Below are 25,712 nucleotides of genomic sequence, written 5' to 3'. Positions count from 1 at the left end.
TCCGGTATCGTCATGAGCATGGCGGTACCGGCAAGGCCCGCCGATGGGCGTCCCTGGGGCAGGGCGCTTGTCTGGCTCGCAGGCCTCGGCATCTTCTTCTATTCGAGCTATGGCCTCGCCAATTATCTGGCCGACCAGCGTGCCTTCGTGCCGTCCATCGTGTTCGGCTGGGAACGGGATATGCCGTTCCTGCCCTGGACGATCATTCCCTATTGGTCGGTCAACCTGTTCTATGCCGCTTCGCTGTTCGTCTGTACCAGCCGGACGGAGTTGGACACGCTGGGCCGCCGGCTGCTCACGGCGCAGGTCATCGCCGTCGCCTGCTTCCTCGTCTTTCCGCTGCGCTTCAGCTTCGCCAAGCCGGAGATCGGCGGCGGGCTGCCAGGCTTCATGTTCGATGCCCTGCTGAGCTTCGACAAGCCCTATAATCAGGCGCCTTCTTTGCACATCGCGCTCCTGGTGATCCTGTGGGTGCATTACCTCAGTCATCTGCCGACATGGGCTCGATGGTTACTCCATCCCTGGTTCGCCCTGATCGGCCTTTCCGTCCTCACCACCTATCAGCATCATTTCTTCGACATTCCAAGCGGTGCCTTGCTCGGCCTGTTCTGCCTGTGGTTGTGGCCGGATTCACCCCGGTCCCTGGAGGAGGAAAGTGAAGCGGGCAAACGTCGAAAACTTGCCACCTGTTATGGTCTTGGCGCGCTGGTTCTTGCCGTTGTCGGCATCGGGATTGGCGGCTGGGCGCTCTGGCTCTGCTATCCGGCGGTATCGCTCGGCCTGGTCGCGTCCAATTATCTCTGGCGCGGCGCTGCTGGTTTCCAGAAGCGCGCCGACGGTTCGATGCCGCTGGCAGTCCGGCTCCTGTTCGCGCCTTATCAGCTCGGTGCCTTCCTCAATTCGCGCTGGTGGACGCGCCATGAGCCATCGGCCGGCGAGGTCCGTCCGGGGGTCTATCTCGGCCGTATCCCCTCGCGCTTCGATCGGGCGCCGGGGAAGTATGGCAGCGTTGTCGATCTTGCCGCCGAACTGCCTGCCTGGCCGGGGTCCCTGACACAGGCCGTGCCGACGCTCGACCTGATTGCGCCGCAGGCGGCGAAGCTGATGGCGGCGTCCCAAGCGATTGAAGCCGCGCGTGGACAAGGTACGGTTCTGGTGTGCTGTGCGCTCGGCTATTCGCGCAGCGCCGCCGCGCTGGCGACCTGGCTGCTTGCCAATGGCGAGGCGAAGACGGTGGACGAGGCGATTGCGATCATAGGTGCTATCCGCCCTCGAATCGTGCTGGGGTTGGAGGCACGTGCCGCCATTGCGGCGGCTGGAAGGATTGATAGCGTCGATGGCTGAGGCACAGGAAAATCCAGCGGTGATTGCTGCCATCGCCGCAGCCTATCTGCGGCAGGGTAGGGCGCTCGACCGGATTTCGCGCGGGCTCACCTTGCTCGGTGTCGGCGGTCTTCTCGCCGCTACCTATGCCTCGGCGCCCCTGTTGGTCAGCGCTCCTGTGCTGCTTGCGCTGGTCTTCGGGCTCGTGCAGAGCTATTTCGCCTTTCGCGCGGGCTTCGATGCCGAGATATTCGGCCATCTTGCCGGCAATGCCTTCAGCACCACCAATTTCGACGGGGCAATGAAGCGTCTCGGGCTGTTCGCGCAGGACCGCGCCTCACGCCCGATGTCCGAGCGGGCACGCGGCGCCATGGCCCTAGTCCGTCGGCAGGCCATTTTCCTGGCCTTGCAGGTTTTGTGCTTGTTGGCCTTGCCATTGCTCGGGATCGTGTTGTGAGTGACATCGTGGTGCGGGATGGCCGGTCCCTGCTCGGCCGGCTGGTGGGGACCGCCACCATCGGTTTTGCCCGGCTCGTCACCGGTGTGCGTGGCAATTGGCAAGGCTGCCTGCCGGTGCGCAAGCCGCGCATCTATTTTGCCAACCATGCCAGCCATGGCGATTTCATCCTGGTCTGGACGGTCTTCCCGGGTGTCCTGCGCTCGGCGGCGCGGCCAGTGGCGGCGCGCGATTATTGGAATGCCGGACCGCTGCGGCGTTTCCTCGCCCATAATGTCTTCGACGCCGTGCTGATCGATCGTGAAAGCGCCAGCCGCAGTGTCGATCCGATCGGCCAAATGGCCTCGGCGCTGGAAGCGGGATCCTCGCTGATCCTGTTTCCGGAGGGAACGCGCAACATGGGGGAGGAGCCGCTGCTTCCCTTCAAGTCCGGCCTGTTCTGGCTCGCCAAGCGCCAGCCGGAGGTGGAGATGGTGCCGGTCTGGATCGAAAACCTCAACCGCGTGATGCCCAAGGGCGAGTTCCTGCCGGTTCCCTTCCTGTGCACCGTGACCTTCGGAGCACCGTTGCGCCTGCGGCCTGGCGAGGAGAAGCAGGCCTTCCTCGATCGCAGCCGGAATGCCCTGCTGGGCCTCAAGTCGCATGAGGGGGACGAGGGCTGATGTTCGAGAACCATACCCTGACCCTGTTTGGCGGCATCGTCGCCTTCCTGGTCCTCGCCTCCCTGATCGGCTGGCAGCTCGATCGCCGGGCCGGGCCGCAGGGCAATGCCGCCATCGACAATCTCAATGCGCGCATCCGCGCCTGGTGGGTGATGGTAGCGCTGATGGGAGGCGCTTTCCTCCTCGGCAAGGCCGGAGTAGTCGCCCTCTTCGCCTTTGCTTCCTTTGCCGCCTTGCGCGAATTCCTGACACTGACGCCGACGCGCCGGGCGGATCATCGCACCCTGTTCGCCATGTTCTTCGTGGTGCTGCCGGTGCAATATTACTTGATCTGGATCGAGTGGTACGGGCTCTACTCGATCTTCATTCCCGTCTATGTCTTCCTGCTCCTGCCGATCCTGATCGCGCTCAGGGGCGACACGGCCAAATTCATGACCCGCATCGCCGAGATGCAGTGGGGCATGATGATCGCCATCTTCTGCCTCTCACATGTGCCGGCGCTGCTGACACTGGGCATTCCGGGCTTCGAGGGCCGCAAGCTCCTGCTCATCGCCTTCCTGGTCATCGTCGTGCAGATGAGCGACGTGCTGCAATATGTTTGGGGCAAGCTCTTCGGGCGGCACAAGGTGGCGCCGAAACTGTCGCCCTCCAAGACCTGGGAAGGCCTGATCGGCGGGGTGGCGAGTGCCACGCTGCTCGGCGCCGGCCTGTGGTGGATCACCCCGTTCTCTTTCTGGCAGGCCGGGCTGGTGGCGCTGGTGATCACCTTGATGGGTTTCTTCGGCGGACTGGTGATGTCGGCGATCAAGCGCGATCGCGGCGTCAAGGATTGGGGGCATCTGATCGAGGGGCATGGTGGCATGCTCGATCGGCTCGATTCCGTTGTATTCGCTGCGCCGATCTTCTTCCATGTGGTCCGTTATTGGTGGACTGTGTAGAAACGAGTCGCCGCTGCCTTGGCGGTGCTGGTCCAGCTTCACGTCTCATCCCTACCAAGGAAGTCCCATGTCCAAGCCTGCCCTGTTCGGAACCTTCAACGGCGCCGATGTGCTCGAGGTCACCCTGCGCTCCGATGCCGGTGCCGAGGCCCGGATCATCACCTATGGTGGCGTGGTGCGCGATCTCCTGGTGCCCTCGAAGAATGGGCCGCAGCGTGTGGTGCTCGGCTTCGAGAAGTTCGAGGACTATCCCAAATATTCCCCGCATTTCGGCGCCGTTCCCGGCCGCGTCGCCAATCGCATCGGCTTTGGCCGTTTCACCCTGGATGGCGTGACCTACGACCTCTCCAAGAGCCATGGCGGGCCGCACACGCTGCATGGCGGCGCCACCGGCTTCGGCAAGCGCGTCTGGTCCCTGGTGCAATCAGACCAGCGCTCGGCCATGCTGGTGCTGGTCTCCGAGGATGGCGATATGGGCTTCCCCGGCCGCGTGGTGACGACCTGTACCTATCGCCTGCTGGAGCCGGCGACGTTGCAGGTGATCTTCACCGCCACCACCGACAAGGCGACGCCGGTCAATCTCGCCCAGCATTCCTATTTCAATCTCGATGGTTCGGCCGATGTGCTCGACCATCGCATGCAGATCGACGCCGATTTCTACACGCCCACCGACGCCGACCTCATCCCCACCGGCGAGATCCTTTCGGTGGCGGGTACGCCCTGGGACTTTCGCGAGGAGCGCACATTGCGCCTGGAAACCCCGGAGGGGCCCTTCAAATATGATGGCAATCTGGTGCTGAGGAGTTCGGGTGTGCTGGCGCGGGCGGCGCGGACCTGGTCTCCCAAGAGCGGCGTCAGCCTGGAGACCTGGACGACACAGCCGGGCGTGCAGCTCTATGATGCCGCCAAGCTCGATATCGCGGTTCCCGGCCTGGGTGGCGCCAAATACGGCGCTTTCGCAGGCTTCTGCCTGGAAACCCAGAACCTGCCAGATGCCGTGAACAAGGCGCATTTCCCGTCCTCGATCATCCGGCCGGGCGAGGTCTACGACCAGGAGACGCAATATCGCTTCGGACAGGTGTGAGCGGGATAATCCGGTTCTCGTTCGGGTGCGCGGGCATAGTGGCTTCGCATCCGGGACGGAGCTGCGCCATGGTTGATCTGTCTGGTACTTTCTGCACCGCAGGAGCAAGTCGGATCTTACCCGATGGCGAATTCGATCACCTATGAGGCGCGGCCTGATCTGCCATTTCTGCAGATGAACAATTCACTGACGTCGGTGTTCATCGGCATATTGGCGTTGGCTGCCTCGTCATTGGTTGCGACCTGTCGGCATTGCCAGCTTGCATCCTGGATCGCCGCAAGGGACCAGGGCGTCTATGGCCTCGGAACCGTGGGCTTCGATGTCTCGGAGATGCCCTGGGAAATCGAAAGTTTCGTCGAAGACCGCTCCTTCCTCCTGCGCGCGATTGCTACTGCGAAAGCGAAAGAGGGCTGGCACGGGCTCGGCTATGAGCCGAAGGAAGAATGGCTCATGCCATGCCTGGATAAATTCCAGGTGCTGCTGGCGGCGTTCGCGTCGGCGGATATTCGCGCCGAGGCGCAGAATGACAGGAATCGGTGGTCGGCTCCCGAGTTCGACCGTTGCCAGGTGCACGGCCTGATCAAGCATGTCCATGGCTGCCCGATCTGCAATGGATCGTGATGGAGGGCATCAGCCCAACAGCAAGCAGGCACCCTGGCCTAAATCTCGCTCAGATAGACGATCTCGGTTTCAATCTCCCCGTCGTTGGTCTCCACGATGCGATAGCCGCATCGCGTCGTATCGACCCGAAGCCGTTCGGCCTGCTTGACGATCTGGTAGGAGACGGCAGGGGTGCAGAATTGCCTGATGTTCGCTTCGCGCCGTTCATCCGCCATGTGATAGTGGCCGCAAAACAGCGATATGTCGCATTGGCTGCTCGTGAGAAGCGCCTTGAGAGCGTCGCGCTCCCTCAAGGTGGCCCCGGCATGCTCCACCAGCGTATCGATCGGCAGGACCGGATGATGCAGGAACAGCAGGAGCCGGCGGGTGTCCTGTAGTTCCCGCTTGAGCCAGGCGAGCTGGTCCTCGTCCACCCGGTTGGTTGATGAATCGAGAAACAGCCATTTCAGCGCCGGGTCGCCTTCGAAAAAGCAGACCTTACCCTGAATGGCATGGGTCTGATCGCAAAGGAAGGGTGAAACCGCGTCATAGTCGTCGTGGTTGCCCAGCACTATTTTCGAATTGAAATCGTAGGATCCCAGAATCTCGAAGAAATCGGGGACGGTGCCGCGTGCTCCGATATCGCCGCCGAAGACCACGTCCGATATGTCTCTTGCCGCAATGTCGTCGAGGACTTGGCGCAGGTGATCCCAGTGTTCGGCAGGCTCGTTGGCATAGCGCATCTTGTCGCTGTCCATCGCACCGCCCATGACGAGCCTTTGCCCGAGATGGGCGTCGGTGAAATAGGCGAATTTTCTCGGCATCAGGGCGGCCCGCCAGTTGCGTGGACTTGTCGCCCCGTTCTAGTAGGCCGTGTCGGCCAATGTTTCGACTTGCGTCGAAGCATGCTCAATCGACGCCGTCCACCCGGATCAGGTTTCTGCTCAGGGCCTTGCCACGAAAATTCAGGGCCTCGGCATATTCAGGGGAGGCATACCAGGCCTCGACGGCCTCCCGGTCGGGAAATTCTACCAGGACGATCAGGCGCGGCGACCAGTTTCCCTCCATGTTTTGCACCGATCCGCCGCGTACCAGATAGCGGCCGCCATATTTTTCGATCGTCGCGGGGGCCAGCCGCACATAGGCGTTCCAGGCTTCCACGTCCTGCGGAACCACGTCGGAAATGACATAGGCACTCATGATTTTCGTCCTTTTTCCAGTTCAGCCAGGTCCAGGATCTTCTGCTGGATTACAAGGAGACAGGATTGAAGGTCCTCGATCTGGGCTGCCACCCGCCGGCCTTGCTTCTCAAGCATGTCGCGGCGCGCGGCCTCGGTACCGGCGCCCTGCTTCCACAAGAGCGCATAGGCCGCGATGTCCCGGATCGGCATGCCCGCAGCCTTCATGCGGCCGAGGAATTCGATCCAGCTGAGGATAGCGGCGTCATAGTCCCGCTGGCCCGAACGGTTCCGAAAGGCTGGCGGAAGCAGGCCGGCTTTCTCGTAGTAGCGAAGCGTGTGCACCGACAATCCCGAGCGGCGCGCCAGTTCTCCGATTTTCATCTGCCTTCATTGCACTCCTGAACTGTCGTCGAGGCTACTTGCTGGAGTGCACTCTAGATCAAGTGCTGATTTGCGGGATATCTGACGCGTGGCGAGTGCCGTCCAGGGAGCGACTTGCATGGGGCCTTCTCTGCCGAGAATGCTGACAGGCAGTTGTCAGCAGCGGCGGACTAAGGTCCCGGCTTCGACCAGCGGGAAGGGCAGATGGCCATGACAGGTTTCGAGACATTGTCGGTTTCGATGGTGCCCATGCGCCTTCTGACGTTTCAGGCTCCGGTGGAGGATGTCGATCGTATCATGGCGGCGGTCATTGCCATCACTCCGCTGACGATGGGGGCCTATGACAGCAATGCCTATCAATCCGCGCCCGGGACCGAGCGCTATCGCCCATTGGAAGGGGCGGCGGCCGGCGCCGAAAGTAAGCTTCGCCAGCGCCCCGGCGTGGTGGAAGTCTGTTTCGAGCTTCCAGATGTGCAGGAGATTACGGAGAGGGTGATCGAGGCGATCTTCCAGGCCCATTCCTACCAGGAGCCGGTGATCAGGCTGCAGACCATCCTGTCCAGCCGTTCCAAAGGGCTTGATGACAGCAAGAATCCCAATCGCTGGTGGAACAGCACGGGTGATTGGAAGAAAGCGGCCTCGACCTGAGGAAGAGCGATAGGGCGCCGCTTCAGGCCAATCCCCCCGCCAGGCGGAGCCTGCCCACCTCGATGCCGTTCCAGTTCTTTTGCACGGGTTCGATGAAGCGTTTCAACGCCTCGGCCTCGTTTTCGGACAAGGGCAGCAGCTTGGCGATCACGCCCGCCATCATCAACTCGGCGGCTCTGGTGCCGCCATCATCGCATTTGAGGGCGATGCCGTAACCGAGTTCGGGAAAGGCAGCGCAGAATACGCCCTCGGCGCCGGTCTTCACGAAGACTCGCTCGCCGAAGATCGTCATGATCTCGGTACAGAAGCGCTTGGTGCCGGCAACCAGGAATGGTTCGGCCGCCGCGGCGCGGCGGATGCGGGCCGCGGCCTTCCCTCGCTCGGGGCCGAGATAGGCGCCGGTGCCGAAGCGGGCAAAGCCCCGTGCCACGCCGGCCAGCGGCGCGGCCTGGGTGGGAATGGAGCAGCCGTCGATGCCGACGCCATCGCCGGTGAAGGCGCCGCCGCTCATCTCGTTCACCGCCCCCATCACCTCGCGCATCACCGGATGCCCGGCTTCGATGTAGCCATGCGGATCGCGATCTCCGGCGCAGGCAAGGCAGATGAAGCCGGCGTGCTTGCCCGAACAGTTGTTGTGCAGGGCCGAAGGCTCCTCGCCGGCGCGTAGCAGGGCCCAGGCGGCCGGGCGGAAACTCGGCGCATGAACGCCGCATTCGAGCGTGTCGGCATCGCGGCCGGCCTTGGCCAGCATGGCGGCGGCCGTCTCGACATGGCGCTGTTCGCCGCCATGGGAGGAGACGGCGAGGGCGATGTCGGCGTCGGTGAGGCCGAGCTTGTCGGCGGCTCCGGATTCCAGCAAAGGCAGGGCCTGGAACGCCTTCACGGCCGAGCGGGGAAAGATGGGCCTAGTGACGTCGCCGAGTGAAAGCACAAGGCGGCCTTCGGGATCGCTGACGGCAACGGCGCCGCTATGCCGGCTTTCGACCATACCGCCGCGTATGAGTTCGGCCAGGACGGGATTGGACATCGCGACTTGCTTTCTTTATGTGCAGCAAGCCTATTCCTCCTGATCGACCAGGGAGGATCAGGAGGAATAGGCAGGATCTAAAACGCTTGCAGAATATCCCGATACCGTCCACGGATCGACGATATCGGGATATTCTGCTTGGCCTCCATCGCAGGCTTCGCGAGGAGAGGCAACACCCGAATATGTGATCACATTTCTACATTGATCCGCGCGCGCCGAACGCCTATCTAAGCGCCAGCGAGAGACATAACGGAGGAAGGCGCATGTTGGAAAAGCTGGCGCAGACACTCGAATTCAAGCGTGAGGCCGCCTACGTCAACGGTCAATGGATCGCTGCCGATAGCGGCAAGACCTTGCCGGTCACCAATCCCGCCACGGGCGAACTCATCGGCAGCGTGCCCAATTGCGGCAAGGACGAGACGGCGCGCGCCATCGCCGCCGCCGATGCCGCTTTCCCGGCCTGGCGCGCCAAGACCGCCAAGGAGCGGGCCAAGATCCTGCACAAGCTCGCCGACCTGGTCGAGGCTAATGCCGACGCACTCGGCGTGCTGCTCACGGTCGAGCAGGGCAAGTCGCTTGCCGAAGCGCGCGGCGAAGTGGTGTTCTCGGCCGCCTATGTGCGCTGGTTCGCCGAGGAAGCGCAGCGCGTCTATGGCGATGTGATTCCTTCTCCCTGGCCGGGACGCCGCATCCTGGTCACCAAGGAGCCGGTCGGCGTCGTCGGCGCCATCACGCCCTGGAACTTCCCCTCTTCGATGATCGCCCGCAAGCTCGGTCCTGCTTTGGCCGCCGGCTGCACCATCGTGATCAAGCCGGCCCTGCAGACACCCTATTCGGGCCTTGCCTGGGGCGTGCTGGCCGAGATGGCCGGCGTTCCCGCCGGCGTCGTCAACGTCCTCACCGGTTCGGCGAGTGCCATCGGCGGCGAGCTCACCTCCAATCCGCTAGTGCGCAAGATCACCTTCACTGGCTCCACGCCGATCGGCAAGCTGCTGGTCGAGCAGTCGGCCAAGACACTCAAGAAGGTCTCGATGGAGCTCGGCGGCAACGCTCCCTTCATCGTGTTCGACGATGCCGATGTCGATCGGGCGATCGAGGGCGCGATGATCGCCAAGTACCGCAATTCCGGTCAGACCTGCGTGTGCACCAATCGCTTCCTGGTGCAATCAGGCATCCACGACAAGTTCGTCGAGAAGCTGATCGCCGCTTCCAATGCGCTCAAGGTCGGTAACGGCCTGGAGGCTGGCGTGCAGCAGGGCCCCCTGATCGACGAGAAGGCGGTGGAGAAGGTCGAGGAGCATATCAGCGACGCCGTTGCCAAGGGCGGCAAGGTGGTGGCGGGCGGCAAGCGCCATGCGCTCGGCCACACCTTCTTCGAGCCGACGGTGGTGACCGGGGTGACCCCGGACATGCTGGTGGCGCGCGACGAGACCTTCGGGCCGCTGGCCCCGGTGTTCAAGTTCGAGACCGAGGAAGAGGCCGTCCGGATGGCCAACGATACCGAATTCGGCCTGGCCTCCTATTTCTACACCAAGGATCTCGGCCGCGCCTTCCGGGTCGCCGAAGCGCTGAAATACGGCATGGTCGGCGTCAATGAGGGCCTGATCACCACCGAAGTCGCTCCCTTCGGTGGCGTCAAGGAATCCGGCATGGGCAAGGAAGGCTCCAAATACGGCATCGAGGATTACATCGACGCCAAATATGTCTGCCTCGGTGGCCTCGACTAAGGCTTGCTCGCCTGCTGACAGCTGAATCGGGAAGGGCCGGCACCACGCCGGCCCTTTTTGTTTGGGTCAGTCGAATACGGTTGTCAGTTGCCTGACGTCGGCGCCTTCTTTCACGCGGAGGAGCTGGAAATAGGCCATCGCCGACGCAACGAAGGCAAAGCTGGTCGACAAGGCATCGACGCCGATGGTTGCGACATATTTCAGGTAATTGACTTGATCCGGCGCTGCACCCGGATCTTGGAAGGCAGCGATGATTTCCTCGAAATTGATGGCCAGTCTCGGTGCAATTTGAAGAAGTAGGAGAAGCAGGCCGAGGATCAGCAATTTCCATCGGTAGCCTCTCGTCAGTTCTGCACTTCTTTTCAGCGCTTGGAGGGGCCCGGTTCGCTCGACCACGCAGACGGGGACTGCCACGAAGTAACGGCAGAGCACCATCAGCCCGGGGATGATCAGGACGACGAGCCCGAGATAGAAGGCCCCGAGGAAGATGATCGTGGTCGCAAAAAGGGCAAGAAAACTGCGGCGGGCGTGCGTAAAAGCCGCTCCAAACGAGAAGGGTTGATGGCTCAGGATCTGCCGGACGCCCAGACAAGTTATCGCTCCGGCCGTTGCACTGAGTGCAAGGCTGAGCAGCAGGGTCGACCAATACTCGACCGATGTGAGGAGGCGATCCTGCGGTATGGGGAAGAAAGTCAGGATCAACGGGGGAGGCAGCACCGCAACCAGGGCCAGCAGCGTGAGCCGCAGGAATTGGCTGCGGTAGACGGCCCAGCTTACGCGCAATACTAGGCCAAGACCAAAATGATGCGCGGCCGATCTGGCTACGGCGATATTCTCACTTCCCGACATGGCTGGACGAACTTCCCTATGGCGTTTTGCGATTTGACGGCTTCACTCCAAATCGCAAAGACGCGCCGAGGGCGTTTCTGCCAAAACGCGCTTTGCTCTAGAATGCACCGACACAACCTCCACGATGTCATCGCGGGGCACAAGGTTCGGCACCTCTCGGATAGGCCGATTGCGTGACATTTTTGCCTCTATTGAGCAGAAAGCGCCATGAAATCGGGAAATTTTTGCCTGGAGGGCGCTGTCGCCTCAATTTCGCCTGTTCACTGACTATTCACCCCTTGCGCTGCATTGAAAGCAGCTCGGCAAACGGGATTGGGTTTCGATGCGGGTCGCCTCGCTCTTCGCTTTGGTTGCTTCGGCTTTGGTTCTGACGGGCTGCGTCGGGATCGATGACGATTCTGGCGACGCAACCTCGTCCTTGAAGCCGGTGCTCACCAACACGGCTTCCAACGATCAGGCGGCCAACGCCGCCCCGCTCGGCATCTGGCGCGGCGGCATGACCATGCTGATGATGACCACGCGCAATTCGACCGGCAGCAAGGAGCCTTGGTTCGGCGCCAAGCGCGCTTCCGATCCGACCGCAGCCCGCCTCGTGATGTATCCGCCGTCGAAGTCGCTGCTGGCCGCCGTCAATCCGGTTTCCACACCTGGCTGGTCTGTGGCCGGGGTGAGCGCCCTGCCGGGCGACCAGCCCGCCACGGCCCTTGCGGCACAGGCCGAAGGGCGCGACGTCATCGTCTATGTCCACGGTTATAACGAGACCTTCGACAGCGCGGCGACGAGCTATGCCAAGCTGGTCGATGGCATCAAGTTCTCGGGCGTACCGGTGCTGTTCTCCTGGCCCTCTCGTGCGGCGCTGCTGGACTACGTGACCGACAAGGACAGCGCGATGTGGTCGCGCGACGCCTTGGAGGACACGCTCACCGCGCTCGCCAACGATCCCAAGGTCGGTCGCATCAACTTGATCGCCCATTCCATGGGCAGCATGGTGATGATGGAAGCCCTGCGCTCGATGTCCGATCGCATGGGGGCTTCTCTCCCCAATCATTTCGGCGCCATCGTGCTGGCCAATCCGGATGTCGACCTCGACCTCTTCCGTCGCCAGATGAAGCGGCTGTCGTTGCTGTCGTCGAAGATGACGGTGATCGTCTCCAAGAACGATCGCGCCCTGGAAATCTCGACCAAGCTCGCGGGCGGCGTGCCGCGCGTCGGCTCCGGCGACAGCGAGGAGTTGCAGAAGACCGGCGTGAAGGTGGTCGATGCCTCCGATTTCGGCTCCGGCTTCATCAACCACGACATCTTCATGAGCCGCGAGGAAGTACGGGCCGTGGTCGCCCGCGCGATCGAGAACGCGGAGCAGTAGTCTTCGGCGCTGGTTGAAGAACCGCGCCAAAGCGGGATCATGCCAGGAAATCGGCGCGGTGCGGGGTGAAACAGTCCACTAGGCGGCCCTTCTCGAGTGCTTTGACGCCATGTTCGAGGCCGGATGGCACGATGAAGCTGTCGCCGGTGGCGAGCGTTTCGGTTCTTCCTCCAATGGTGACCTCGAACCGTCCCTCGGCGACATAGCTGGACTGTATGTGGGGATGCGAATGCAACCAGCCCACGCCATCCTTCTCGAAGGCGAATTCGACCATCATCAGTTCGTCGGTATAGGCCAGGATGCGTCGCCGGTTGCCATCGGGCGTGAACCGCCATTCGGCGTCACCGGAGCGGGCGAATAGCTCCTTGCTGCGGATCATCGGACTTCACCTCGCTGTCCAGCTACGACCGGGAAGATAAGCACAGGTTTGGCGCGCTGTCCCGCAGACCGTCGGACGGGGCTGTCTATTGCCCGGCCGTCTTCTCGATGGCGCGCGGCGCATTGCGCAGGGCCTCCAGCATGCGGGCCCGCGAAATTTCCAGCAATTGGCTCATGGCCCTCGAGGCCTCGTCCGCCTTGCGGGCGAGAATGGCCGAGACGACGACCTGATAGGGCTGCAGATCCAGCGCCTGCCCATTGGTGCTGCGCTGGGTCAGGCCGAAGGAGACTTTCAGCGCCGTCTTGACCGCCCGCCCAATGGTGACGAACAGGCCGTTATGGGTGGCCGTCATGATGGCGAGGTGGAATTCCGTCTCGGCGCCCGCCGCCAAGGCTGGCTGCCCGAGCATGGATACCAGATCCGAGAAGCGCATCCGTATGCGTTCCAGATCATCCGCCGAACCGTCCCGCGCCGCCAGGAAGCAGGCACGTGGCTCGAAGCAGTTCCGCATTTCATAGAGATCCTCGATGATGCGCTCGTCGAACTGGGCATTGAGGCGCCAGGACAGCACGTCCTGGTCGAGCAGGTTCCAGTCGGCGAAAGGCAGCACGCGCGTGCCGGTCTTGGGGGAAACCTCGACCAGTCCTTTGGCCGCCAGGTTCTTGACGGCCTCGCGCACCGTCGAGCGGCTGACGCCATAGGCCTGGCAGAGTTCGTTCTCGATGGGCAGGGTGTCGCCGGGACGAAATTCTCCCGAGGTGATGCGGGTGCCGATGATGCGCGCGACCTGCGCACTCATCGTGCTGATGGCGGTATCCCGCTCGAACATACTCATCTCCAAACCAGCCCGCGGCCGTACACGGGCGGGAAGGCGCCCTTCGCTTGGGCAGCTTCGATCGTGCCCGGGAAGGCCTTCCACCTCTTATCACCGCTATCGGGGGCGAACAAAGCGCCCAACAACCCTCCTGCCAATTATGAATCCTCCTACAAATTGCCGATATCCGGCTCGGCGACGGATTGACACCGCGCCGCGATTACTCATATCTTATCATCAGATGATAATAAGAAAAGATGGTAGGAGGAAGAGGCCTTGAGTGCCATCGACATCGACAAGGTGTCCAAGACCTTTGGCGCCGTGAACGTCATCGCGGACCTCTCTTTGAAGATCCGCTCGGGCGAATTCATTGCCTTCCTGGGGCCGTCAGGCTGCGGAAAATCCACCTTGCTGCGCATGATCGCGGGGCTGGAGCGCGTCGATGGTGGCTCGATCTCGATCGGAGGCCAGAGGGTCGACCAGCTTCCCCCGGGCGCTCGCGGTGTCGCCATGGTGTTCCAGCATTATGCGCTCTATCCGCATATGACGATCTACGAGAACATGGCTTTCGGCCTGCGCAACATTGCCGTGCCCAGCCAGGAGATCGATCGCCGGGTGAAGGAAGCGGCGCGCATCCTGGAGATCAAGCCGCTGCTCGCCCGCAAGCCAGGCCAACTTTCCGGCGGCCAGCGACAGCGCGTCGCCATCGGCCGCGCTCTGGTGAAGAGCCCCAAGGCCTATCTGTTCGACGAGCCGCTTTCCAATCTCGATGCGGCACTACGCGTGCGCACCCGCGTCGAGCTGGCGCGCCTGCACCAGCAGGTGCAGGCCACCACCATCTTCGTCACCCATGACCAGGTCGAGGCGATGACGCTGGCCGAACGCATCGTGGTGATGAATGCCCGCAAGATCGAGCAGGTGGGCACGCCGATGGAGGTCTATTCCCGCCCGACCACGGAATTCGTCGCGCGTTTCGTCGGCTCCCCCGCCATGAACTTCCTGCCCGTTACCATCGCCGAGCAGGGTGGTCTTGCCGCCGCCAGGCTCGCGGATGGCACCGGCTTCGCCACCCGTGTGCCCATCGCGGTCCTGCCTCAGGGCGCCAGTCTGCGCCTGGGCGTCAGGGCGGAGGCCGTCCGGGTCGATCCGGCGGGCTCTCTTGCAGGCCGGATCGAAGTGGTCGAGCGCCTCGGCGATCGCACGCATCTCTATGTGCGCCTGCCCGATGGCACCTCGTTGGTCGCTGAGGACAAGGGCGCGTCGACCGCTGTCGCAGGGAGCGAGGCCCGTTTCTCGATGGATTCGCAGGCCGCACATCTGTTCGACGATGGCGGCCGTGCCTTCCATGCCGCGTGAGGAGGGGGCGATGTCCACGCAGAGCCTTCCCTCCGGCGCGACCGTGATACCCGTCCCCCGCTATGCCGGCGCTTCGATCGGGCCGAGCTGGCGCAATCTTCTGTTCGTCCTGCCTTTTCTTGCCGTCTATGTCGTCCTCTTGGTCTATCCGCTGTTTCGCGGCATTTGGATCAGCCTGCAGGAATACGACATGTTCGACCAGACGGCCTCCTTTGCCGGCCTGGCGAATTTCCGGCGCCTGTTCGCCGACAAGATCTTCCTGGGCACGGTGAGCAATACGTTCGTCTTCGTGCTGATGACCGTGCCGGTTTTCGTCGCCATCGGTCTTGCTCTCGCCCTTGCTCTCAACCGGGAGAGCAAGGGCAGTGCCGCCTTGCGGGCGATCTTCTTTGGCACCTCCGTGCTGTCGGTGACCATCGTCACCATCATCTGGAAGATGATGTATCTGCCGGACCGGGGCTTGATCGCCGGTATCCTCTCGATCTTCGACCTGCCGCCCATCCAGTTCCTCACCAGTCAGGAACTCGCCTTGCCGGCCATCGCGCTGTGTACGCTGTGGTGGGTTATCGGCCTGCCGATGATGCTCTTCCTCGCCGCCTTGCAGCAGATACCGGGCGAACTCTATGAGGCGGCCGCGCTCGACAATGCCGGGCGTTGGCGCTCCTTCTGGTCGATTACGCTGCCTTCGATCCGGCGCAGTGTCGTCGTCGTCGCGATCTACGAGATCGTCGCGCAGTTCCAGCTGTTCGGCCAGGCCCAGCTCCTCACCAGGGGGGGACCCAACAACGCATCGCGCCCCATCGTGCAGTTCATCTACGAGGAAGGCTTCCAGCGCTGGAACGTCGGCTATGCAGCCGCGGCCTCCGAGGTGCTGTTCCTGTTGATGGCCATCGCTGCGATCCTGCAATATGTCGCCGCCCAGCGGCGCGCGGAGGGCTAGGCCATGGCGAGCGCGCAGCAATTCGTCGGCCGCACCGCTGGAGACAGGCTGATCCTGGCTTGTGTCCTGCTCCTGGCTTTCGCCTGGTTGGTTCCTGTCGCCTGGGTGATCGTGCTCTCGTTCAAGCCCAATGCGGAGCTGATGCTCTCGACCGCCACGGTCCTGCATCCGCCCTACACGTTGAAGAACTACACCGACATCCTCGCCTCCTCCGGCGTCTTCCGCTGGCTGCTCAACAGCATGATCGTGGCCGGCGGCATGACCATCGGCACTTTGGTGCTGTCGTCCCTGGCCGGCTACGGCTTCGCCCGCACCGAATTTCCGGGCCGTAACATCCTGTTCGTGCTGGTGCTGCTGGGTCTCGCCATTCCCGAGCAGGCGGTGATCATCGCGCGCCATCAGATGTTCACCGACTGGAAGATGCACAATGGCTATCCGGCACTGATCCTGCCGGGGCTCTCCCATGCCTTCGGCGTCTTCCTGATGACACAATATTTCAAGGCCATCCCACGCGACATCGACGAGGCGGCAATGCTCGACAACGCCTCGCGCTTCAAGATCTTCTGGAGGGTGGTGCTGCCCCTGACCATCCCGGCTCAGGCCACCCTCGGCATCTTCACCTTCCTGTCGGCCTGGAACGACTATCTGTGGCCGCTGATCTCGGCGACCAAGCCGGACATGTTCACCCTTACCGTCGGCATGGCCTCGACCCAGACCAATTTCGCCCAATCCGAGGGGCTCGGCTTCCTGATGGCGCAAGCCGTCTTCGCCGGGCTGCCCGTCTTCATCGTCTACCTGTTCTTCCAAAAATACATCGTCCGCGCCGTGGCCGGCGCCGCGATCCGCTGAACCCGACGAGATCTCCTGGTTCCGCGTCCCGGCCGCGCGCTCGACCTTGAACAAAATCGGCCGAAACGGAGGAAATGCATGATCGGTTTGAAACGATTGCTCTATGCCGGGGCCCTCTTGCTGCTGTCGTCGCAGGCCGGCCTCGCCCAGGACAAGACCGAGATCTCGGTGTCACGCTTCTTCGGTGCCTGCGAAGCCGACTATGGCGCGGTGACGGATGTTGCCAAGGCCAATGGTGAGTGCGGCATCATCACGGCGTTGATCAACAAGTTCAATGCCGAGAGCAAGGCTACCCGCGTCAAGGTCGATATCGTCGAATGGCCCGGTTACGACCAGCTTACTGCCCGCATCCGTTCCGGCGAGCCGCCGACCATCTCGGTCATGCATGAGGCCGTCATCAGCGACTATTCCTCGCGCGGTCTGCTGGAGCCCCTGGACGAGGGCTTGAAAACGGCAGGCGTCGATACCGGCGACTTCACCGACGCTGCCAAGGCCGGCGTCACCAAGGATGGCAAGACCTATGCCTTGCCATTCGATACCCATACCTGGCTCTGGCACATCAATCTGAACCTGTTCAAGCAGGCTGGGCTCGTCGATGCTGCCGGCAAGCCGATCCTGCCCAAGAATGGTGAGGAATTGCTGGCTCAGGCCAAGCAGTTCAAGGAGAAGACGGGCAAGCCTTATTTCGTCTGGACCATCGCCAATGAGCGAGCCTTCTTCACCCGGACCTTCGATACGCTGCTCTATCAGCAGAATTCCGATTTCTTCGCCGACCCGACCAAGGTCAATTTCTCGACGCCTGAGGCCAAGAACGCCGCGACGCTGCTGAAGACGCTTTACCAGAACGGTGACACCACCAAGGGGCAGGACTATGCCGCCTCGGTCGCCAGCTTTGCGGCCGGCGATGCGGGCGTGTTCATCTGCGGTACCTGGCTGGTCGATACCTACGACCAGGAATCCAAGAAGAGTGGCGCTCCCTTGTCCGGTGGCTATGCGGTGGTGCCTTTCCCGCAGCTCTATCCCGGCAGCCCGCGCGTCTGGGCCGACGGGCATAGCTGGGTGGTCCTCAAGGCCGATCTCACCGATGCTCAGCGCAAATCGGCCTACGAGTTCCTGAAATTCCTGTGGGACAATGATTTCCAGTGGGCACGCACCGGCCATCTGCCCATCCGCAAATCCGTGGCCGGCAGCGCCGAGTTCAAAGCCCTGCCGCATCGGGCCGATCTTGCGCCGCTGACCAGCAATGGCGCCGCCCGCCCGGCGGCGGTGAAGCGCCAATTCGCGATCCAGGAGATCGAGAATGACGAGGTCACCGCCGGCGTGACCGGCGACAAGGAGATCGACGCCGCGCTCGCCGACGCGCAGTCCCGCATCAACGAATTGCTGGCGAACGCGAAGTAACGCCGCGTTTCGCCACATCCAGGACCCACGGCTCTCCTCCCGCCGTGGGTCCCTTTCCCGCCAAACATTTCCCAGGTTCAAAGGTCAGTTTACGCCATGCCGTCCGCCCGCCTGATCGTCGATCACGATTTCATCATCTCCGATCTCGACCGCCGCATCTTCGGTACCTTCGTCGAGCATATGGGACGGTGCGTCTACACCGGTATCTTCGAACCTGGCCATCCCACCGCGGATGACCAGGGTTTCCGCCAGGATGTCGCCGAGCTGACCCGCGAACTCGGCACCACCATCGTGCGCTATCCGGGTGGCAATTTCCTGTCCGGCTACAATTGGGAGGACGGCGTCGGCCCGGTCGAGCAGCGGCCGCGCCGGCTCGATCTCGCCTGGTTCTCGACCGAGACCAACGCCTTCGGCACCAACGAATTCATCGACTGGTCCCGAAAGGTCGGGGTGGAGCCGATGTTCGGCGTCAATCTCGGCACCCGCGACCATGACGAGGCGCGGCGCTTCATCGAATATTGCAACCATCCGGGCGGTACCGAGCTGTCGGAACTGCGCAAGAGCCACGGCTATGACAAGCCGCACGACATCAAGTTCTGGTGCCTCGGCAACGAGATGGACGGCCCCTGGCAGATCGGCGCCAAGACAGCGGGCGAATATGGCCGCATCGCCCATGAGACCGCCAAGGTGATGCGCTGGGTCGATCCCTCGATCGAGCTGGCGGCCTGCGGTTCATCCAACCGCGACATGGCCACCTATGCCCGTTGGGAATACGAGGTTCTCGACCATTGCTTCGACTATGTCGACTTCATCTCCCTGCACACCTATTTCCAGAACCCGCATGACAGCACAGAGGAATTCCTCGGCAATATCGAGCTGCTGGAAGCCTTCATCCGCGAGGTGGTGGCGATTGCCGATGCCGTGGCCGCCACGCGCCGCTCGCCCAAGAGGATCATGCTTTCCCTCGACGAGTGGAACGTCTGGTACAAGGCGCGCACGCATGAGCATCTGCGCAAGCCCGGCTGGCCCGAGCACCCGGCGCTGATCGAGGAGGTCTACAACACCGAGGATGCGCTCCTGGTGGGCGGTGCGTTGATCACCCTGCTCAACAATGCCGACCGCGTGAAATGCGCCTGTATCGCCCAGCTCGTGAACATCATCGGCCCGATCATGACGGAGCCGGGCGGAGCGGCCTGGCGCCAGACCATCTTCCATCCCTTCGCGCTGACGGCGCGCCATGCCCATGGTCGCGTGCTGCGCTCGCTGATCTCCTCACCCTTCTATGCCGGCAAGACAGCGCCGGAAATTCCCTACCTCCATGCCTGCGTCACCGAGGACGAGGCGACCGGCCAGGTCACCATTTTCGCCCTGAACCGTCATCTCGGCGAGCCGATGGATCTCGAAGTCCTGCTGCGAGGCTTCGGCGGCAACCGCCAGGTGGTGGAGGCGCTGCAGATCCACCATCCCAACATGAAGGCTGTCAATACCAAGGACGCCCAGGACACCGTCGCACCGGCTCCAATCGAGAAGGTGAGCCTGGAGGGAGATCGCCTGCAGGCCAGGCTGATGCCGGGTTCCTGGAACGTGATCGTCACCGCTCCGCGCTGAGCGGGGAGGGGAGCGATATCGTCATCGGGCTGAACAAGGCGCGATTTCAGAATTGAGCGCGCCAATCCTTCCCCGTTTGCGGGGAGGATGGCCCGAAGGGCCGGGTGGGGGAGAGTGGCGCCACAGAGCTTCTTATTGCTCGATTTGAACCACTCTCCCCCTTCCGTCGATGCTTCGCATCGCCACCTTCCCCGAAATCGGGGAAGGATTGGCGCGTCTCGCTCGTCCTGGCCGTGCTCCTCGGAATGAGAGGCAAAGATAGGAGCAGTCTCATCAACCCGGCATTTGTGCTGAAACGCCGGCTTTCATTTCTGACATGACGTTATAGGGTCTGGAAAAGCCAAATGGGGGCAAAGGCTGATGGACCCTATTCACCTGTTCGAACTGGTGATCGCGATGTTCCTGGCGATCATCGTCCTGCACTTTGCTGCGCACAAGCTGGGGCTGCCGCCATCCGTCGCGCTGCTTGCCGGAGGAGCATCGCTCGCCTTTCTGCCGGGCCTGCCCGCCATCGCGCTCGATCCCAACCTGGTGCTCGTCATCTTCCTGCCGCCACTCCTGATGGACGGGGCCTGGTTTATCGCGCTCGGGCGGTTGCGACGCCACATGATCGGCATTGCCTCGCTTGCGGTCGGGGCGGTGGTCTTCACCTGCGTCGTCGTGGCCGTGGTGACCCATCTCGTATTCCCGTCCTTGCCCTGGGCGGCATGCGCTGCACTGGGAGCGATCGTCTCGCCGCCCGACGCCGTCTCCGCTCGTGCCATTCTGCAGCGGGTGAAACTGCCTCGGCGCCTGCAGATCCTGCTCGAGGGCGAAAGCCTGTTCAACGATGCGAGCGGCCTGGTGCTTTTCCGCTTCGCCATCGCGGCCGGCGTTACGGGTGCCTTCAACGCGGTGGACGCGGTCGGCGAGTTCTTCCTGTTGGCATTGGGAGGCGTTCTTATCGGCATTGCCGCCGGCGCGGCATGGGTGCTGCTCGCCCGCCGCCTCGGTGACGAATATCTGATCATCGCTGCCACGTGCCTGTTGTCCTGGTCGTCTTATCTGCTGGGTGAGATGTTCCATGTCTCCGGCGTCATCGCCACGGTCACCACGGGCCTGATTGCCGGCTGGTATCAGCACACCGTGTTTTCGGCCTCGGTACGCATGCGCGGCACCTCGTTCTGGTCCGTGATGATTTTCCTGATGGAGGCGGCGGTCTTCATCCTGATCGGTTTCACCCTGCGCGGTGTGGTGGAACGGGGCGGCGGTTTCGGCGTGGTGTTCGAAACGATGGCCGTGCCCATTCTCGTGATCCTGCTGGCGCTCACCCTGGCGCGATTTGCCTGGGTGTTCGGTTCGGATCTGGTGATCCGGCTTTGCGAGGTGTTGGGCGTCGATCGCTACAAGCCGCTTGGCATCCCCGGCGCCATCGTGCTGAGCTGGGCGGGTGTGAGGGGCGTCGTCACCTTGGCCCTGGCGTTGAGCGTGCCGGAAGGGTTCCCCGGTCGTGATTTCATCCTGGTGACGTCGTTCGCCGTCATCCTGGGAACGGTGCTCGTGCAGGGCACGACCCTCGGGCGCGTGATCGGCTGGGTGAAGCCGGTCGAGCCGGAGACGGAACGGGCGCGCCTTACCATGGCCCAAGCCGAATCCGCCATGGCGCAGAAGCAATTGGTCACCATCCAGCAGCTTGCCTATGACAGCGAGGGTACGCTCATTCATCCCCGGTTGCTGGAACGCTACCAGCGCCGGGCGACGATGATCGTCGATTATGCCGAGCGCACGGAAGACTTTACGCCGGGACTGCATGCCCATTTCGATGTCGTGCTGGCCGCGATCGCCACCGGGCGCAACGAACTCATACGTCTCCACCGCGCTGGCAAGATCGACAACGAGACGCTGCACGAACTGGAACGTGACCTCGACCTCGAAGAGTTGAGTGCGATTTCCGCAAAATCGTGACGAGCCAAATCCTGCTGCGGCCTCGGCAGGTTGGGCCCGCGGGCGGGCTTGGGCGGTTGTGAGCCGTCGACCTGCACGGGGCACTCGGTCCTTTCGGGCCGAACCTACCGGCCATCGCGCGGTTTGTTATGGTGACGATGGCGCAGCTGGCTCAGCAATTCGTCGAGCAAGCTGCTGGCGGCTTCGGTGATGACCGTGCCAGGTGGGAAGATCGCCTGGGCACCCGCCGCATAGAGGGCCTCGAAATCATGTTCGGGTACCACGCCGCCCACCACGATCATGATATCCGGCCGGCCCTCGGCCACCAGAGCCTTGCGCAAAGCCGGAACCAGCGTGAGATGCCCGGCGGTAAGGGAGGAGACGCCGACGATATGGACGTCTTTGTCGGCAGCCTGCCTGGCGACTTCCTCAGGCGTGGCGAAGAGGGCCCCGATATCGACCTCGAAACCGAGATCGCCGAAAGCCGAGGCGATCACCTTCTGGCCGCGGTCGTGCCCGTCCTGCCCCATCTTGGCGACCAGGATCCTGGGCGGGCGGCCTTCTTCCTCGCGGAAGACCGCAGTCTTCTGCTGCACCTTCTCGATGCCGCCACCACTCATCGCCGCCTTGTAGACGCCGGAGGTGGCGCGGATCTCAGCCTTATGGCGGCTGAACACTTTTTCGAGTGCCGAGGAGATCTCGCCGACGGTCGCCCTGGCCCGGGCCGCATCGACCGCAAGCGCGAGGAGGTTGGCATCGCCTTCCGCGCCCTTGCTCAGGGCGTCCAGGGCCTGCTCCAAGGCCGCCGGATCGCGCTCGGCCTTCAACTGCTCGAGCTTGGCGATCTGAGCTGTTCGCACGGCTGAGTTGTCGACCTTGAGCAGTTCGATCGCCGGTTCCGACTGCGGCTTGTAGACGTTGACGCCGATCACGGCCTGCTCGCCGGCGTCGATGCGGGCCTGGGTCCGGCTGGCGGCTTCCTCGATGCGCAACTTGGGCAGGCCGGCTTCGATCGCCTTGGCCATGCCGCCCATGGCCTCTACCTCCTCGATATGCTGCCAGGCCTTGGCGGCGAGGTCGGCGGTGAGGTTCTCGATGGCGTGGGAACCACCCCAGGGATCGATCAGCCGCGTGGTGCCGCTCTCCTGCTGCAGCACGAGTTGGGTATTGCGGGCGATGCGGGCCGAGAAATCCGTCGGCAGCGCCAGGGCCTCGTCGAGGGCATTGGTATGCAGGGACTGGGTGCCGCCCTGCGTGGCCGCCATCGCCTCGATCAGGGTGCGGGTGACGTTATTGTAGACATCCTGCGCCGTCAGCGACCAGCCGGAGGTCTGGCAATGCGTGCGCAAGGCGAGGGATTTCTGGGACTTCGGATTGAACTGCTGCACCAGGCGCGTCCACAGCAACCGGGCGGCACGGAGCTTGGCCACCTCCATGTAGAAGTTCATGCCGATGGCGAAGAAGAAGGACAGGCGCGGGGCGAAATGGTCGATGTCGAGTCCGGCCTTCAGCCCGGCCCTGATATATTCGACACCGTCGGCCAGGGTGTAGCCGAGCTCCAGGTCCTGTGTCGCGCCGGCTTCCTGCATGTGGTAGCCGGAGATCGAGATCGCGTTGAACTTCGGCATATTCTGCGCGGTATAGGCGATGATATCGCCGACGATGCGCATGGAGGGGCCGGGCGGGTAGATATAGGTGTTGCGGACCATGAACTCCTTCAGAATATCGTTCTGAATGGTCCCCGCCAGCTTGTCGGGCGAAACACCCTGTTCCTCGGCCGCGACGATATAGAGCGCCAGGATCGGCAGCACGGCGCCGTTCATGGTCATCGACACCGACATTTCGTTGAGCGGAATGCCCTGGAACAGAGTGCGCATGTCGATGATGGAATCGATCGCGACGCCGGCCATGCCGACATCGCCGGTCACGCGCGCATGGTCGGAATCATAGCCGCGATGGGTGGCGAGATCGAAGGCGATCGAGAGGCCCTTCTGGCCCGCCGCGAGGTTGCGGCGATAGAAGGCGTTGGACTCCTCGGCGGTGGAGAAGCCGGCATATTGGCGGATGGTCCAGGGCTGCTGGACATACATGGTCGGATAGGGACCACGTAGGAAGGGTGCCAGGCCCGGCCAGGACTCGACCGCCTGCAGCCCGATCAGGTCGCTCTCTCCGTGCACCGCCCTGATGTCGATGCCCTCGGGCGTCTGCCAGACTTCGCCGGTGAGGAGCGGTCCTGGCACAGGGCGCCGGAAGGCGAGCGTAGAGAAATCGGGGATGCGGCTCATAAGGTGCCTCCTGCCGTGCTCTCCGCCGTGACCTCGAAGGGCATGGCATTACGCTGGCGGTTCAAGGCCGGGGCAGGCGGTGTGGCTGGATCGGGAGACGGTCGCAACACGGGAATGGCGGGTTCTTCGGCCAAGGTATATTTGCTGGCACCGATGATGGTGCTGATCGGGGGACGTAGCCTCTCGATCTCCTCCTGCAGCCAGCCCGACTGGATCACATTGATGATGCCGCCCTGGCGTTCGACGGCCTGGAACTGGGACCAGCCCGCTTCGCACAGCGCCTGTGTCAGCGCTTCCAGCCCGCCGGAACCGGCGGCCGGATCGGCGATGCGGTGCAGATTGGCTTCGCTGATGAGGACGTGCTGGCAATTGCGGGCGATGCGCCGCGTGTGCGCATCGGCCAGGCCGTTTGCGGCCGTGTAGGGCAGGGTGGAGATGCTGTCCGCACCGCCGAGCCCAGCGGCCGCCGTGGCCAGCCCGTTGCGCAGCATGTTGGTGGCCGGATCACGCCGGCTCAGCATGCGCCAGGCGGTTTCCGCGTGGATATGGATGGGGTTTGGAGCGAGGTCGCAGGCTTCCTCGATCTGCTGCCAGAGCAAACGCAAGGCCCGAAGCTTGGCGATGGTGGTGAAGGCTTCCTGGTCGGCAGCAATGGTAAAGCCGATGCAGTGACGTGCTTCTTCGAGGCGTAGCCCGGTCGCTTCCAGCACGCGCAGATAGGACAGGGCCGAACTCAGCAAGCTGGCGAGCTCGAGCCCCGGGGTTGCGCCCGCCTCATGGAAGGGTCGGCCATCGGCTGTCAGCACCGTGCCGCCCTGCCGATGATTGGCGAGAACCGAAGCGGTGGAAGGCCATGCCGTCGGCAAGGTGCCTGTGGTCGCGAGCAGGCCGATCGGATCGTAGCCGTAATGGACGGTGCCACCTTCGATTTCGCTGAGCCAGCGCGCAATCTCGAGCGTTTGCGGGCCGGCTTCGATGCGAATCTCGATTGCATTGCGCAGGACGCCCGCCAGCAGGCCGTCCAAGGCGTTCATGGCATTGACCGCGACGCCGAAGCCGCGCGCGAACGGACTATGGGCTGTCGCCAGCACGATCCCGCCGGCGCCACCTTCCAGATCCTCGAGAAGCTGGGTGTTGGCTGCAGCGACGTCCGGATGGTCGGCTCGCTGAACCACGGTCCAGGGTGCAGCCGGCGGCCGCCCGGGAATGGGCAGGGCGCCGGCCATGCGGGCATAGAGGGGCTGCAGGCGTGCGCCGTCTGGCAGCAGGCTCGTCAGTCTGTCCTCGAAGGAGGCTCCCTTGAGCACACCGGCGACGGCTTCGCGCCAACGGGCCTCGTCCGCACCCGCCTCTGCCATGGTTCAGACGAACTGCCCGAGTTCGGGAATCTCGGCGACGATCTTGCCGACCACTTCGGGGCCGGCTTCCTTCTCGGCATAGGCGAAGAGTTCCTTGCCGATTGTCTGGATCTGGTTGAGGTCGAGGCCGAGGGCCATCAGCTGGCCGCCGAGGCCGGCGATGCCGCCACCAACATGGCCGACCATGCCGGCCAGCATGCCCATGAAACCGCCGCTCTGGGCATTCATGGCCTCGTTGGTGACTTCACGCGCGCCACGGATCGAATCGACCAGCTTCGATACCGCGTCGGCAGGTCCTTCCCGCTCCAGGAAGGCAAGCACGGCGCCGATAGCCTGCGTCGCAACTTCGGGGCTCACGCCAATTTTAGCACCCAGTTGGGCGACCAGCTCTTCCATCTTTCTTCTCCCTGACGTGACGCGGATGCCACCAAGGATTCACGATAGGCAAACCGCTCTTCTCTGTTTCGCATTTTGCCATGGAGATCAAGGCCGTGGCTTTAAATACTTGTAACACTTCCTCAAGCCGTTGCCCGTAGCGATATGTGGCGTGGGCGGGTAT

At 63.1% G+C, this 25,712-nt stretch carries 25 protein-coding genes; 15 read left to right on the top strand and 10 right to left on the bottom strand.

Features of this window, described 5'->3' with window-relative positions; translation table 11 throughout:
* Positions 1-12 precede the first annotated feature (12 nt).
* The 6 genes from AB4037_RS15095 (at position 13) to AB4037_RS15070 (ending at position 5,085) form a co-directional block, all read left to right on the top strand.
* Positions 13-1,344 (top strand): phosphatase PAP2/dual specificity phosphatase family protein, encoded by a 1,332-nt coding sequence (locus tag AB4037_RS15095; protein WP_441772071.1) that lies wholly within the window; start codon positions 13-15, stop codon positions 1,342-1,344.
* Positions 1,337-1,780, top strand: a complete 444-nt coding sequence (locus AB4037_RS15090) for a hypothetical protein (protein ID WP_434957373.1) — start codon at positions 1,337-1,339, stop codon at positions 1,778-1,780. The genes AB4037_RS15095 and AB4037_RS15090 overlap by 8 nt, the downstream gene beginning before the upstream one ends.
* Entirely contained in the window at positions 1,777-2,442 is a 666-nt protein-coding gene (locus tag AB4037_RS15085) for a lysophospholipid acyltransferase family protein (protein ID WP_441772070.1), read from the top strand. The genes AB4037_RS15090 and AB4037_RS15085 overlap by 4 nt, the downstream gene beginning before the upstream one ends.
* The gene (locus AB4037_RS15080) at positions 2,442-3,380 is read left to right on the top strand and encodes a phosphatidate cytidylyltransferase (RefSeq protein WP_441772069.1); all 939 of its coding nucleotides are present in this window, start codon (positions 2,442-2,444) and stop codon (positions 3,378-3,380) included. The genes AB4037_RS15085 and AB4037_RS15080 overlap by 1 nt, the downstream gene beginning before the upstream one ends.
* A 67-nt stretch (positions 3,381-3,447) precedes the next feature.
* Positions 3,448-4,464, top strand: a complete 1,017-nt coding sequence (locus tag AB4037_RS15075) for an aldose epimerase family protein (RefSeq protein WP_441772068.1) — start codon at positions 3,448-3,450, stop codon at positions 4,462-4,464.
* Between the two features lie 123 nt (positions 4,465-4,587).
* Entirely contained in the window at positions 4,588-5,085 is a 498-nt protein-coding gene (locus tag AB4037_RS15070) for a hypothetical protein (RefSeq protein WP_441772067.1), read from the top strand.
* A 38-nt stretch (positions 5,086-5,123) separates the two neighbouring features.
* Here AB4037_RS15070 and AB4037_RS15065 read toward each other — a convergent pair whose 3' ends face one another.
* From AB4037_RS15065 to AB4037_RS15055, 3 genes are all read right to left on the bottom strand, one after another.
* Entirely contained in the window at positions 5,124-5,888 is a 765-nt protein-coding gene (locus tag AB4037_RS15065) for a metallophosphoesterase family protein (protein WP_441772066.1), read from the bottom strand.
* An 85-nt stretch (positions 5,889-5,973) separates the two neighbouring features.
* Complete coding sequence (locus AB4037_RS15060) at positions 5,974-6,264, bottom strand: DUF1330 domain-containing protein (RefSeq protein WP_441772065.1); 291 nt, start codon at positions 6,262-6,264, stop codon at positions 5,974-5,976.
* Positions 6,261-6,626, bottom strand: coding sequence for a MerR family transcriptional regulator (locus AB4037_RS15055; RefSeq protein WP_441772064.1), 366 nt, complete (start codon positions 6,624-6,626; stop codon positions 6,261-6,263). Before AB4037_RS15055 ends, AB4037_RS15060 begins: the two co-directional genes overlap by 4 nt.
* A 204-nt stretch (positions 6,627-6,830) precedes the next feature.
* Here AB4037_RS15055 and AB4037_RS15050 point away from each other — a divergent pair, with 204 nt between their 5' ends.
* On the top strand, positions 6,831-7,274 hold the full coding sequence (locus AB4037_RS15050; protein WP_434957365.1) for a hypothetical protein: 444 nt from the start codon (positions 6,831-6,833) through the stop codon (positions 7,272-7,274).
* A gap of 22 nt (positions 7,275-7,296) precedes the next feature.
* On the opposite strand, the gene AB4037_RS15045 is transcribed toward AB4037_RS15050, so the two are convergent.
* Positions 7,297-8,301, bottom strand: a complete 1,005-nt coding sequence (locus AB4037_RS15045) for an asparaginase (RefSeq protein ID WP_441772063.1) — start codon at positions 8,299-8,301, stop codon at positions 7,297-7,299.
* A gap of 263 nt (positions 8,302-8,564) precedes the next feature.
* On the opposite strand from AB4037_RS15045, the gene AB4037_RS15040 reads away from it, so the two are divergent.
* Positions 8,565-10,028, top strand: coding sequence for an NAD-dependent succinate-semialdehyde dehydrogenase (locus AB4037_RS15040; RefSeq protein WP_434957363.1), 1,464 nt, complete (start codon positions 8,565-8,567; stop codon positions 10,026-10,028).
* Positions 10,029-10,094: 66 nt separating this feature from the next.
* On the opposite strand, the gene AB4037_RS15035 is transcribed toward AB4037_RS15040, so the two are convergent.
* A complete protein-coding gene (locus AB4037_RS15035; RefSeq protein ID WP_441772062.1) occupies positions 10,095-10,877 on the bottom strand; it encodes a hypothetical protein in 783 nt (260 codons plus the stop codon).
* Between the two features lie 322 nt (positions 10,878-11,199).
* Between AB4037_RS15035 and AB4037_RS15030 the strand changes: the two genes are divergently transcribed.
* Complete coding sequence (locus AB4037_RS15030; RefSeq protein WP_441772061.1) at positions 11,200-12,240, top strand: alpha/beta hydrolase; 1,041 nt, start codon at positions 11,200-11,202, stop codon at positions 12,238-12,240.
* Between the two features lie 37 nt (positions 12,241-12,277).
* Here the strand turns inward: AB4037_RS15030 and AB4037_RS15025 are convergent, their stop codons facing one another.
* Both AB4037_RS15025 and AB4037_RS15020 read right to left on the bottom strand, forming a co-directional pair.
* Positions 12,278-12,619, bottom strand: coding sequence for a cupin domain-containing protein (locus AB4037_RS15025; RefSeq protein ID WP_434957360.1), 342 nt, complete (start codon positions 12,617-12,619; stop codon positions 12,278-12,280).
* An 85-nt stretch (positions 12,620-12,704) separates the two neighbouring features.
* Positions 12,705-13,448, bottom strand: a complete 744-nt coding sequence (locus tag AB4037_RS15020) for a FadR/GntR family transcriptional regulator (protein ID WP_434957359.1) — start codon at positions 13,446-13,448, stop codon at positions 12,705-12,707.
* A gap of 261 nt (positions 13,449-13,709) precedes the next feature.
* On the opposite strand from AB4037_RS15020, the gene AB4037_RS15015 reads away from it, so the two are divergent.
* The 6 genes from AB4037_RS15015 to AB4037_RS14990 all read left to right on the top strand — a co-directional run bounded on the left by AB4037_RS15015 (position 13,710) and on the right by AB4037_RS14990 (position 21,531).
* A complete protein-coding gene (locus tag AB4037_RS15015; RefSeq protein WP_441772060.1) occupies positions 13,710-14,789 on the top strand; it encodes an ABC transporter ATP-binding protein in 1,080 nt (359 codons plus the stop codon).
* 10 nt (positions 14,790-14,799) lie between these two features.
* Complete coding sequence (locus AB4037_RS15010) at positions 14,800-15,729, top strand: carbohydrate ABC transporter permease (RefSeq protein WP_441772059.1); 930 nt, start codon at positions 14,800-14,802, stop codon at positions 15,727-15,729.
* A gap of 3 nt (positions 15,730-15,732) precedes the next feature.
* A complete protein-coding gene (locus AB4037_RS15005) occupies positions 15,733-16,578 on the top strand; it encodes a carbohydrate ABC transporter permease (RefSeq protein ID WP_441772058.1) in 846 nt (281 codons plus the stop codon).
* Between the two features lie 78 nt (positions 16,579-16,656).
* A complete protein-coding gene (locus AB4037_RS15000) occupies positions 16,657-17,979 on the top strand; it encodes an extracellular solute-binding protein (protein ID WP_434957355.1) in 1,323 nt (440 codons plus the stop codon).
* A 96-nt stretch (positions 17,980-18,075) separates the two neighbouring features.
* A complete protein-coding gene (gene arfA / locus AB4037_RS14995; protein WP_441772057.1) occupies positions 18,076-19,587 on the top strand; it encodes an arabinosylfuranosidase ArfA in 1,512 nt (503 codons plus the stop codon).
* Between the two features lie 360 nt (positions 19,588-19,947).
* A complete protein-coding gene (locus AB4037_RS14990; protein ID WP_441772056.1) occupies positions 19,948-21,531 on the top strand; it encodes a Na+/H+ antiporter in 1,584 nt (527 codons plus the stop codon).
* A 104-nt stretch (positions 21,532-21,635) separates the two neighbouring features.
* Here AB4037_RS14990 and scpA read toward each other — a convergent pair whose 3' ends face one another.
* From scpA to AB4037_RS14975, 3 genes are read right to left on the bottom strand one after another with little or no spacing between them, the layout of a single operon-like run.
* Complete coding sequence (gene scpA, locus AB4037_RS14985; RefSeq protein WP_441772055.1) at positions 21,636-23,795, bottom strand: methylmalonyl-CoA mutase; 2,160 nt, start codon at positions 23,793-23,795, stop codon at positions 21,636-21,638.
* Positions 23,792-25,153 (bottom strand): methylmalonyl-CoA mutase family protein, encoded by a 1,362-nt coding sequence (locus tag AB4037_RS14980; protein WP_441772054.1) that lies wholly within the window; start codon positions 25,151-25,153, stop codon positions 23,792-23,794. The genes scpA and AB4037_RS14980 overlap by 4 nt, the downstream gene beginning before the upstream one ends.
* A gap of 3 nt (positions 25,154-25,156) precedes the next feature.
* Entirely contained in the window at positions 25,157-25,549 is a 393-nt protein-coding gene (locus tag AB4037_RS14975; RefSeq protein WP_434957350.1) for a DUF2780 domain-containing protein, read from the bottom strand.
* Between the last annotated feature and the right edge of the window lie 163 nt (positions 25,550-25,712).

The organism is Labrys sp. KB_33_2, from assembly GCF_052114505.1.
In the GTDB taxonomy this organism is placed as follows: Bacteria; Pseudomonadota; Alphaproteobacteria; order Rhizobiales; family Labraceae; genus Labrys.
The sequence above is the reverse complement of the archived record's forward strand: the minus strand, read 5'-3'. Positions and strand labels throughout refer to the sequence as shown.